This is a genomic window from Caulobacter sp. LARHSG274 (genome assembly GCF_052871235.1).
In genome coordinates this window covers 12,030-24,105 of record NZ_JBIXJO010000021.1, presented here as the reverse complement: position 1 = coordinate 24,105, position 12,076 = coordinate 12,030, and the positions used below count along the sequence as shown (strand labels likewise).

Here is a 12,076-nt window from a genome sequence, read left to right as displayed (position 1 = left end):
ACGATATCCGCATGAGCGACACTCGCCTGAACGGCATCATTCGCGCGTGGGAAGCCGGCAAGCCGGCCTTCACCTGCTTCGCCAAGGCCGACAAGCAGTCGGCCATCGACCTCTCGGACTCGCCCTACGACGGCCTGGTCTTCGAGATGGAGCACAATCCCTGGGACATGTCGGCCCTGGGTGATGCGCTGCAGTACCTCTTGAACCGCAAGCAGATCCATTCGGCCGCGACCCTGGCGCCGCAGGTCACCCCGATCGTGCGGGTGCCGGCCAACGGCGTCGAGATGAACCAGGCCTACGCCAAGCAGGCGCTGGATCGGGGCGTCTATGGCGTGATCTGGCCGCACATCAACGACGTCGCCCAAGCCTACAACGCCGTGGCCTCGTGTCGCTATGGCCGTCCGAAGAACGCGCCCCTGTACGAACCGCGCGGCGTGCGCGGCGACGGGCCGGCCACGGCCTCGCGCTATTGGGGCCTGTCCATGGCCGAGTACTACGCCAAGGCCGACGTCTGGCCGTTGGCCCCCCAGGGCGAGCTGCTGGTCGGTTTGATGATCGAGAGCGTCAAGGGCGTCGAGAACCTCGACGAGATCCTCAAGGAGGTGCCCGGTATCGGCTTCGTGCTGATCGGCGAGGGGGATCTTTCGCAGGAGATGGGCTTCCCGCGTCAGTATGACCATCCGGACGTGCGCGACGCGATGAAGAAGGTCGCCGAGACGTGCGTGCGCCACGGCGTGCCGGTCGGTAATCCGCACACCAACGCCGGCAACATCGATCGCCTGCTGGCCGAGGGCTACCGTTTCCTGATGGCCGCCCCGCAGCGCTCGTACGGCGTGGTCGGCAAAGGCAAGGAACTGGCCGGCTACTAGGCCAAGGATTTCCAGGATGGGGCCGGAAATCTATCGCTTTCCGGCCCGTTTGGATTGGGGCGCCGCCCCTTGGAAATGATCTCTCTTCTGCTTGAGCGAACACGCGTCGCAGCACGCGAAACGCCAGTGGAGGAGTTGAGATGAACGGCGCCGAAAGCCTTGTGAACACGCTGGCCGATCAGGGCGTCGAGGTCTGCTTCGCCAATCCCGGCACGTCGGAAATGCACTTTCTGGCGGCGCTGGAAAATCCCCGGATGAAAAGCGTGCTGTGCCTGTTCGAGGGCGTGGCGACGGGGGCCGCCGACGGCTGGTATCGTATGCGCGACAAACCGGCGAGCACCTTGCTCCACCTCGGCCCGGGGCTCGCCAACGGCCTGGCCAACATCCACAACGCCAAGCGCGCGGGCTCGGGGATGGTCAACATCATCGGCGAGCACGCCAGCGCGCACCTGAAGTATGACGCGCCCCTGACCTCGGACATCGAGGGCCTGGCCCGTCCGCTGAGCCATTGGATCCGCCGCGCCGACAACTCGGCGTCGATCGCGCTCGACACCGCGGCCGCCGTGGCCAAGGCCGGCGAACATCCGGGCCAAATCGCGACCCTGATCCTGCCGGGCGACACCTCGTGGGGCGATGCGGGCGAGCCGCCGAAAACGGTCCGCGCTACGGTCACGCCCAAGGCGCCGGACCAGGCTCGCGTCGAGCATGTCGCCAAGGTGCTTGGCGCCGAAGAGCCCACGCTGATCATCTTCGGCGGCAAGTCCATGCGGGGCAGGGCGCTCGAGCTGGCCGGCCAAGTCGCCGCCAGGACGGGCGCGCGCCTGGCCACCCAGTTCTTCAGTTGCCGGATCGAACGTGGCGTCGGGCGCACGCCGCTGGAGCGCATTCCCTACGCCGTGCCCCAGGCCGTGGCCTTCCTGAAGGGCTTCAAGAACATCGTCACGGTCGAGACGGGCGAACCGATCGCCTTCTTCAGCTATCCGGACAAGCCCAGCCTGCTGAAGTCGCCCGAAAGCACCGTGCATAGCCTGGTGACCACCGGCGAGGACAGCGTCCTGGGCCTGGAAATGCTGCTGGACGCCTTGGGCGGGCCGAAGGTCGCGGCCCGCTTGCAGCAGCGCGTCGACGACGGCGTCCCGACCGGCAGGCTGGAGCCGACCAGCATCGCCCACGCCCTCGCCAGCGCGATGCCCGAACACTGCATCCTGGTCGACGAGTCTTTGACGACTGGCCGGGAGTCCATGGGCCTTACGGCCGGCGCCCTGCCGCACGACACCATCCAGAACATGGGCGGATCGATCGGCTACGGCACGCCCGTGGCGACTGGCGCGGCCTTGGCCTGCCCGGACCGCCGGGTCTTCTGCATGGTCGGCGACGGCAGCGCCATGTACACGATCCAGTCCCTGTGGACCCAGGCGCGCGAAAGCCTGAACGTCACGACCATCATCTTCGCCAACCACAGCTATCAAATCCTCAAGACCGAATTCGCCAATATGGGCTTCGGCGCGCCGGGCCCGCAGGCCCTGGCCATGATCGACATCGACAAGCCGCGCATCGATTGGGTGGCGATGGGGACCAGCATGGGCGTCCCCTCGCACCGCGTCACCGCGGCCGAGGACTTCCACAAGAGCATGGTCAACTCGGTCCGCGAGCAAGGGCCCGTGCTGATCGAGGTGGCGCTCTAAGCGCGCCCAAAGGCTTGAGAAGGCCAAGAGCCAACAAGAGGGCAAGGGAACAATGACCGACACAACGACTGGCGTCCTGACACTGAAGACCAACCTGGCCGACTATCCGGTCACCAAGGCCATGAAGGACGGCCGAGTGACCTCGGACATCGTCAAGCTGGACTACTGCGGCCCCGAACAGGCGCACAACGGCTTCAAGGACATGGTCCGCCGCAACCAGTACGACGCCGGCGAACTGGCCATCGTCACCTATTTGCAGGCCAGGTGCTACGGGAAGCCGTACGTCATGCTGCCGGCTCCGATCTCCGGCCGCTTCCAGCACCACTGCGCCGGGTTCAACAAGGCGCTCGGCCATCTCGACCCCAAGGACATCGAGGGCAAGCAAATCGGTGTTCGCACCTATGCCCAGACCACGGGCCTGTGGATCCGCGGCGTGCTGCAGCATGAGTATGGCGTCGATCTGGACAAGGTCACCTGGATGACCACGGGCGATGGCCACCTGGAGGAATACTCGGACCCGCCGAACTGTGTCCGGCTGCCCAAGGGCTCCGACATCGGCCAGATGATGCTGGATGGCGAGTTGGCGGCGACCCTGCAAGGCGTCGACCTGCCCAAGGATCCGCGCGTCCAGCATCTGGTGCCGGACCCGTTCAACGCCGCCAAGGCCTGGTACGAGCGCGAACAGGTCGTGCCGATCAATCATGTCTTTGTCGTCCACGAGAACATTGCGAAGACCCGCCCCGACGTGGTGCGCGAGATCTATCGCATGATCGTGGAGAGCCGCGCCCTGACCGAGGGCGGCGCGCCGGCGGTCTTTCCGCCGTTCGGGCTTGAGGCCAACCGAAAGGGCCTGCAACTGGCGATCGACTGGTCGTTCGAGCAGAAGATCATTCCGCGCAAGCTGTCGATCGACGAACTGTTCGACGACACCACGGCAGCCTTGGGCTAGCACCGATCCGCACCGGCGTGCGACCGGTCGGAAAATGAATGGTCGCACGCCTGAAACCAATAAGATGGACGTCGGAAAGGCGACGCATCCTCGAAAGGCGGCTTTGAACACGCCGCGACAAACAAGAAAAACAGTCGAGGTCGGGCGCGAACGACTGCGTCGTCTCTCGGCATAAGGGAGGGACAGATGAAGAAGCTCACCACGAGCATAGCTTTGCTTGCGGGAGCGAGCGCGGCCGCGCTCGCCACGACCGCTTTTGCTCAAAGCGCGCCGCCCAAGGAGACCGACACCGCAACGGTCGACGAAATTCTGGTCACCGGTTCGCGCGTCATCAGGAATGGCGACGCCAGTCCCTCGCCGGTGACGGTCATGCCGGCAGAGGACCTGACCAGGGCCAGTCCTGGCTCGACGCTTGCCGACGCCCTTAACACCCTTCCGACCTTCGCCGGTTCGCGCGGCGCGACCAGCAACCCGACCACGACAGGCACCGCCGCCGGCGGCAACGGCGCGGCCAACCAGCTGAACCTGCGCAATCTCGACGCGGTCCGCACCCTGATCCTGATGGACGGCAAGCGCGTCCCGCCGACCCTGTTCAATGGCGTCGTCGATGTCGACATCATCCCGCAGATGCTGGTCGAGCGTGTCGACGTGGTGACGGGCGGCGTCTCGGCGGTCTACGGCTCCGACGCCGTCGCCGGCGTGGTCAACTACGTGATCAACAAGAAGTTCAACGGCGTTCGCGCCGAGACCAGCTACGGCGTGTCCGAGCAGGGTGACGGCGCCAAGTTCGACGCGGCGTTCGCGGCTGGCGCGGCCCTGAGCGATCGCTTTCACATCGAGGGCAGCTATGAGTTCCGCAAGGAAGACGGCATCGATCGCCGTTCGGACCGCGACTGGCTGAACCAGTGGGGTGTCACCGGCGTCGGCACCGCGGCCAACCCTTACGTCCTGCAAGGCAATCTGCGTCAGAGCGCCTTTCCGTTCGGCGGCCTGATCACGACGGGCGCCCTGGCCAACCAGGTGTTCAAGGCGGACGGGGTGCTGAGCGCCTTCCAGAACGGCGTTGCGACCGGCACCGCCGGCGTGCAGGTCGGCGGCGACGGCGGCTACTGGGACTCCGGCCTGGTCGCGCGTCTCAAGGGCCACCAGATCTTCGGGCGGATAGACTACGACGTCTCCGACGATGTCCGGATCTACGCCCAGTTCTCCGGCAACCTGAAAAAGAACACCAATTTCGCCGAGACCAATCAGCTCAATGGCATCACCCTCAGCCGGGCCAACGCCTTCCTGCCGGCCCAGTATCGCGCCCTGATCCCGACCACCGAAACCACCTTCCGGTTCAGCAAGTTGATGGGCGAGGCGCCACGCGTCTCGGCCGACGCCGACAGCAAGCAGTGGGTCTTCAACACCGGCATCTCGGGCGAAGCGAACGGCTTTTCCTGGGGTGTCGACTATGTCCACGGCAGCGCCAAGCTGACCACGGCGCTGAAGAACACCATCAACCGCCAGAAGCTGGGAGCGGCGCTCGACGCCGTCACCGATGCGTCAGGCAAGGTGGTCTGCAACATCACCCTGACCAATCCGGGCCTGGCCGACGGCTGCGTGCCGATCAACGTCTTTGGTCCGACGGCCTCGTCCGCGGCCGCTCTGGCCTACGTCACCGAGACGATCCACTACAACTCGCTGACCAAGATGGACGATATCTCCGGCCAGCTGTCGCACGGCCTGTTCGACCTCGGGGCGGGGCCGGTGAACGCGGCGATCTCGGCTGAATGGCGCAAGGTTTCGTTCAAGTCGACCAGCGACTCGACGCCGGCCGATCTCGTCAACTGCACGGGCGTTCGCTTCAACTGCACCGCGGGCGCGACGCGCAACGAGTTCGTGTTCGGCCAGACTCCGAACGGCGTCAGCCAGACCGTCTGGGAAGTCGCCAGCGAGTTCGACGCCCCGCTGTTGCGCGACAAGGCCTTCGCCCAGAGCCTGAACGTCAACGGCGCGGCCCGTTACACCAAGTACAATACCAGCGGCCAGTATTGGACCTGGAAGGTCGGCGTGGCCTGGGAGATCGCCGATCCGCTGCGGGTGCGCTTGACCCGTTCGCGCGACATCCGCGCGCCCACCCTGTTCGACCTGTTCTCGCCGATCACCTCGGTCACGGTCCGTCCGACCGACTTCCTGACTGGCCTGGCCCCGACCGTCGCGTCGATCGACCAAGGCAATCCGGAGCTGAAGGCCGAGATCGCCGACACCCTGACCGGCGGCCTGGTGTGGAAGGCGACCTCGAACCTCAGCTTCACGCTCGACGCCTACAAGATCACCATTGAGGACGCGATCACCCAGATCCAGGGCCAGACCCAGGCGATCCAACAGGCGTGCTATGACAGCGGCGGCGCCTCGCCGTACTGCCAGCTGCAGGTGCGCCCGCTGGGCTATACCGACAAGTCGGCCGCCAACGCAGTGACGGCGTGGCTGACCCAGCGCATCAACCTTTCGCAGATCAAGACCAAGGGCCTCGACTTCGAGGCCAACTATTCAGGCTCGCTGTTCGGCCGGCCGATGACCGCCCGTCTGCTGACGGCCTATCAGCCCGAGCTTCTCTACATCCAGCCGAATGTGCCGAACCTCGATCAGGGCGGGGTCGGCTTCGGGCCGGGCGGCCTGGGCGCCACGCCGTCGGTGCGCGTTACCGCTTTCTTTCGCTTCAAGCCGACCGACCGCGTGACGGTGGACATCACCGAGCGCTGGCGCAACGCCATGAAGCTGGGCGGCGATTCCTCGCAGGTCTGGGTTAAGAACCGCATCGACGCCTTCGCCACGACCGGCCTCAATGTGTCGTGGGAGCCCGACGTCGCGTTCGCCAACCTGCAGGTATATGCGAACGTCCAGAACCTGTTCGACGCCGACCCGCCTCCCGGCGCCTATTCGGGCAACGGCACGCGCAGCGGCCTGCGGGACGGCTTCGCCATCGGCGACGATCCGCGCGGACGCTTCTACACCGCCGGCCTGCGCATGAAGTTCTGATGCGGGCCTAGCGAGATTCAGCGGGCGGCTTTGGGGGAGATCCCGGGGGCCGCCCGTTTTGTTTCTGGCTCCCGATGACGAGGATTCCGACGATGGCTTCACCCCGTCGACCCGCCCGCATCGCGGCATTGCTGGCCCTGACGGCCGGTCTGGCGCTGGGGGGCGCAGCCCGGGCCGAAACGGCCGCCGCGTGCCGCACGCTGCTGGTGGTCGAGAAGGGCGACGGCGACGTCGCCGCGATCGACGTCGGCAGCGGGGCCGTCTTGTGGCGTGCGCCGGGCGGGATCGACCCGCACGAGATCGTTGTCGCGATCGACGGATCACGGGCCTTCGTCAGCAACTACGGCGGGCCGGGCGGCGTACTGCACCACCTCTCGGTGATCGACCTGCCAGAGGGCGCGCCGCTGCCGTCGATCGACCTCTGGCCCATGCGCAGTCCGCATGGCCTGGCTGCGCATGATGGATCCATCTGGTTCACGGCCGAGTCCAGCAAGGCGGTCGGGCGCTACGACCTGGCCACGGGTCGGGTCGCATGGACCTTGGGCCTTGGCCAGGACCGCACGCACATGATCGCGGTGGACCGGGCCGGAACGATCGTCACGGCCAACGCCAATTCGGGCTCGGTCAGCATCGTCGAGCCCGCCGCAGTGACGTTCGGCCCGGGGCCGCCCCGCAAGGATTGGAAGGTCACCCAGATCGCGGTGGGGGAGGGCCCCCAGGGGATCGACATCTCTCCCGATGGCCGCACGGTCTGGGTCATGGCCGCCAAACGCGGCGTGGTGTCGGTGATCGAGGTCGCGAGCAAGACGGTCGTCGGCCAGGTGGAGCTGCCCTGGAAGTCCGGCAATCGCCTGAAGCTGACTCCCGATGGACGCTTGGCCCTGGTCGCCAGCGAGCAACTGGTCGCGATCGACACCCAAACCCGCACGCTCCGGACGTTGGCGCTCGGCGAGACACGGGCCGAGGGGATTGTGATCGCCCCGGACGGCCATCGCGCCTTCGTTGCCTTGCCGGCCGAGAACCGGGTGGCGGTGGTCGCCCTGCCGGAGATGCGGCTCGAGGCCTACATCGCCACGGGCAAGTCGCCTGACGGCTTGGCCTGTGCGCCGGCTTCGGGACGCTGAGGCCTGGGTTCAGACCAGCCGATCCGTCGCCCTGCTCGGACGCGAGCGCTACGCGACGCGTCGCGGCGCGCCACCGACGGCTTCCGGCGCGGAAACCAGCAGATGGGCCCGGAGCAGCTCGATCAGTTCCAGATGGAGCTGCGAGGGCTGGCGGTCGGCGCGACGAACGACATCGATCCCCAGTCCTGCTTCGATCGGAGCGAACGGCAGCTTTCCGAGCGCCAAGCCGCCGCAACGACTTTCATGCTCGGTCATCAGCGCCAGCCTGTCGCTGCCCGCGACGAAATGGCCGACGATAGCCCCCTCGGACGCCGCGAAGGCGACCTGAGGGGGGCTCATACCGGCAAAGAGCGCCTCGCGCGCCGTCTCGCGCGCCGAGCCGGGCGTTCCGCCGACCCAATCGTAGGCGATCAACTGATCGAGCGTGGCGGCTTCTGCGCCGCTCAACGGATGCCCGGGCCGTCCGAAGACGAAATAGGGGGTCCTGACCAGCCGCTCCTTGACGAGGTCGTGGCCGGTCTCCTCGATATCGCCGACCACCAGGTCGACTTCGCCCGCGCGCAGCCTGTCCACTAGTTCAACGGGGCCTTCGCGGAGCACGGTAATGCGGGCGCCGCAATGCCGCATCGCCAGGTCGGCGAGAACCCGCGCCAGGAAGCGATTGCCGAACGCCTGAGCCGCTCCCACGACGATCGACGTCTCGGCGCGGGCCTGCTGAGCGTGCAGTTCACGGACACCGAGCGCCACCTCGTCCCGCAGGGCGCGGACGCGCTCGGCGAAGCGCCGACCCTCCAGGCTCAAACCCGTTCCGTCCGGCGTGGGGACGAAGAGCGGCCCGGTCCGTTTTTCCAGGGCGCGGGCCGAACGCCGAAGTCCCTCCCGCGTCACTCCCGTCGCGCGCGCGGCCAGTTCGAGCGACCCTGTTTCGAGTACGGCCGACAGAGTTCTCACCTGGGCCGGGGTCAGGCAATTGGCGACGGCCTTGTGGTCCACCGGGCCCAAGTCCGAGATCGTTTCGTCGAGTTGGTCGCAGATCCGGCCGACCCGCGCATGAAAGGTCTTGCCGGGCGGCGTCAGCGCCATACCGCCCGGGCCACGCTCCAGCAACGTCACCGCGATCTTGGCTTGAAGCACCGAAAGAGCCTGGGTCGCGGCGGGTTGCGACATACCGCATGCGCGGGCGGCGCGCTGAAGGCCGCCGTATCGCTCGACGGCCGCGAACAGCTTCAATTGCCTGAAGCTGATCGAGGCGCCGCGATCGTGCACGTCCCGCGTCTGCATCATCTGTCGTCGATCCACCGGTCACCCGTGTAGCGGACCGCGATTGCTGTCTCGGATACCATCGACACGCATTCTCCACCAAATCGGCCCCGTCAGACAAGATCGGGCGCCCGCTCGACGCGATCGCTTTCGCGTCGCCCCCGGTCGTCACGCCTTTCGGCTCAATTGGCGTGAAAGTTATATATCTCCGATAAAAACAAATATGTCCCCGCGCGAGCGGTTGCGGGAGGGTGCGCACAAAGAAAACAAATCAAGGGGAGAAAACGTGCGTATCAGCCATCCGCTATCGAAGGCCCTTCTGCTGAGCACCAGCGCGTTCGCATTGGCGACCTCAGCGCACGCTCAAGAGGCGGCAAACGCCAGCGCCACCGTGGCCGAGGTGATCGTCACCGGTTCGCGTATTCCCACGAACGGCAACAACAGTCCGACGCCGCTGACGGTCGTCAGCACCCAGCAATTGCTCGCCTCGACGCCGACTTCGGTCGCGGCGGCCCTGCAGCAGCTGCCCGTATTCCAGAACTCGATGGGACAGAACAGCGGCACCGGCGGTGGCAACGGCGGGCCGAACGGCGCCGCCAATGCGCCCAATATCCGTAGCCTCGGCCTCTATCGCACGCTCACCCTGTTCGACGGCAAACGGCTCCAGCCGAGCACCGACACCGGCCTGGTGACGATCGACATGTTCCCGCAGATGTTGTTGCAGCGAGTCGATGTGGTCACAGGTGGCGTCTCGGCCGTCTACGGGTCGGACGCCATCTCCGGCGTCGTCAACTTTGTCACCGATTCCAAATTCAACGGCCTTTCGATGAAGGTCCAGCGCGGCGTTTCGGAGCGCGGCGACGATCGGACCACTGATCTTGGCCTCGCCGTCGGGGCGAACCTGTTCGGGAGCCGCGGCCACATTGAGGCGAGCCTCGAATACAACGACGATCCCGGGATTCTCGACATGTTCAGCCGCGATCTGGGCCAGCTTTGGCAGGTTGAGGGCAGCGTCGCCGGTTCGACAGCGACGCCGGGCTCGGCGGCCAATCCGTTCAAGCTCTATTCAAACGTCCACAACGCCTCGCTGACGGCGGGAGGCCTGATCCGGTCGGGCGCTCTGGCGGGGCAGACCTTCACCGCCAATGGCGTTCTGTCCCCCTTCCAGAGCGGGACCGCCACCGGCACGTCAGGGTTCCAAGTCGGGGGCGACGGCGCCTACAACAACGACAGTTCGCTGAAAGGCGCCCTGCGCGCGAAGCGCGCCTTCGCGCGGTTCGACTACGACGTCACCGACGCGGTTCACTTCTATCTCGAAGGGTTCGGCGCGAAAAACCGCAACCAGTACAACGACACCACGCTCAGCATGACCAACGTCGTGCTGCGGACGCAAAATCCGTTCCTTCCGGCCGCCTATCAGACGGGCACGGCGACGACGACCTTCACCCTGAGTAAGCAGCTTGGCCCGCAACTTGGACCGCACACCAAGACCTTCGACCTCGACAGCTACTATGTGAACGGCGGTCTCGAAGGCGACACCGGCGGCGTCCACTGGGAACTGGGCGCGGCGCACGGGGTGTCGACCCAGACATGGACCACGGCGCGTAACATAAACTTGCAGCACCTGGGCGCCGCGCTCGACGCAGTTTCGGTCGGCGGGAATATCGTGTGCCGTATCAATGCCGACGCGATCACCACCAACGACGACGCCGCGTGCGCGCCGTTCAATCCCTTCGGCCCGACCGCGGCGTCGGCCCAGTCGATCGCCTATCTGACCGATCGAACGGTCGCCAAGGCCAAAGGCAGTATCGCTGACCTCACCGGCTCCGTCGCCGGCTCGCCGTTCGCAACCTGGGCGGGGCCGGTCAACGTCGCGCTGTCGGGTGAGTGGCGCCGCGTCGGCCTATCGGGTACCAGCGAGATCCCCCCGGAGGACAAGGCCAACTGTTCGGGCATTCTCTACAATTGCACCCAGGGCACGACCAATCTTCACCAGGTTACCTTTGGCGTCACGCCGCTGGTGCATCAGACGGTCAAGGAGGCGGCTCTCGAGGTCGAGGTTCCGCTGCTCAAGGACGCGGCCGTCGCTCAGAGCCTGAGCATCAATCTCGCCGCCCGTTACGCCGACTACGACACCTTCGGCGGTGCGTGGACCTGGAAGGTCGGTGGGACGTGGAAGATCAACGACGACTTGACCATTCGCGCGACCCGTTCGCGTGATTTCAGGGCGCCCAACCTCAACAATCTCTACGGTCCCGGCACGGTCAGCCGCGCCACGGTGATCGATCAACTAACCGGCGCCACGCTGGTCAATGCGCCCAACCAGGCCGGCGGCAATCCCGATCTGAAGCCCGAGATCGGCAATACGATCACCGCCGGCGTCATTTATCGGCCGCGATGGCTCGCGGGCGCCAGCGTGTCGGTCGACCTCTACGCCATCAAGATCAAGGATGCGATCACCGCGCTGAACGGCGCGAACGTCTCGGTGCAAAAGCTGTGCATTGCGAGCGGCGGCGCATCGTCGCTTTGCGACCTGATCGTTCGCCCAAACGGCTATGGCGACACCAGCCCGGCCAATAGCGCGACCTACTTCTACAGTCGCTCAGTCAACGCCGCGGAGATCTACACCAAGGGCGTGGACGTGGAGTCCAGCTACGCGGCCCGTCTTTTCGGCCGGCCGCTGTGGCTCCGTGTTCTGACAACCTACCAGCCCGTGTTGCGGCAAGACACGCCCAGTATCGGCGTCGTCGACGTGGCCGGCTATGCCTATGCGCCCGCCGGCGGCCTGGGTTCGACCCCGAAATGGCGTGTGACCAGCTTCGCGACCTATGAATTGACCGACCAGTTCAAGGTCGCCGCGTCGGCCCGCTGGCGCAGCGCGGTCGCCTGGAACACCGACACGACGCTTGTCTACGCCGAACCGAAGATCGCGGCCTTCTGGACGGCCAACGTGAACCTCAGCTTCTCGCCTGAGCTCGAGACCCTGCGGCCTGAGTTATTCCTCAACATTCAGAACATCTTCGACAAGAAGCCGCCGATCGCAATCAACTCCTCGGCCGATGCCGGGCGGTTTGGCGCCTATCTCCAGTCTGACGACCTGGTCGGTCGCTACTATACGGCAGGTGTTCGTCTCAAGTTCTGATCAACACATAGAAATCTAAGGCCTTG

Annotated in this window: 7 protein-coding genes; 6 read left to right on the top strand and 1 reads right to left on the bottom strand. The window is 65.9% G+C overall.

Annotation, left to right across the window (positions count from 1 at the left end; genetic code table 11):
• The first annotated feature begins 11 nt into the window (after positions 1–11).
• The 5 genes from ACIPQB_RS22675 (at position 12) to ACIPQB_RS22655 (ending at position 7,648) form a co-directional block, all read left to right on the top strand.
• A complete protein-coding gene (locus ACIPQB_RS22675; RefSeq protein ID WP_446487512.1) occupies positions 12–869 on the top strand; it encodes an HpcH/HpaI aldolase family protein in 858 nt (285 codons plus the stop codon).
• Between the two features lie 140 nt (positions 870–1,009).
• Positions 1,010–2,554 (top strand): acetolactate synthase large subunit, encoded by a 1,545-nt coding sequence (locus ACIPQB_RS22670; RefSeq protein ID WP_446487511.1) that lies wholly within the window; start codon positions 1,010–1,012, stop codon positions 2,552–2,554.
• A 52-nt stretch (positions 2,555–2,606) separates the two neighbouring features.
• Positions 2,607–3,503, top strand: a complete 897-nt coding sequence (locus ACIPQB_RS22665; protein WP_446487510.1) for a hypothetical protein — start codon at positions 2,607–2,609, stop codon at positions 3,501–3,503.
• A gap of 186 nt (positions 3,504–3,689) precedes the next feature.
• Complete coding sequence (locus ACIPQB_RS22660; RefSeq protein ID WP_446487509.1) at positions 3,690–6,524, top strand: TonB-dependent receptor domain-containing protein; 2,835 nt, start codon at positions 3,690–3,692, stop codon at positions 6,522–6,524.
• A gap of 92 nt (positions 6,525–6,616) precedes the next feature.
• A complete protein-coding gene (locus ACIPQB_RS22655; RefSeq protein WP_446487508.1) occupies positions 6,617–7,648 on the top strand; it encodes an outer membrane protein assembly factor BamB family protein in 1,032 nt (343 codons plus the stop codon).
• A 48-nt stretch (positions 7,649–7,696) separates the two neighbouring features.
• Here the strand turns inward: ACIPQB_RS22655 and ACIPQB_RS22650 are convergent, their stop codons facing one another.
• Complete coding sequence (locus tag ACIPQB_RS22650; protein WP_446487507.1) at positions 7,697–8,932, bottom strand: LysR substrate-binding domain-containing protein; 1,236 nt, start codon at positions 8,930–8,932, stop codon at positions 7,697–7,699.
• Positions 8,933–9,131: 199 nt separating this feature from the next.
• Here ACIPQB_RS22650 and ACIPQB_RS22645 point away from each other — a divergent pair, with 199 nt between their 5' ends.
• The gene (locus tag ACIPQB_RS22645; RefSeq protein WP_446487506.1) at positions 9,132–12,050 is read left to right on the top strand and encodes a TonB-dependent receptor domain-containing protein; all 2,919 of its coding nucleotides are present in this window, start codon (positions 9,132–9,134) and stop codon (positions 12,048–12,050) included.
• The last annotated feature ends 26 nt before the right edge of the window (positions 12,051–12,076 follow it).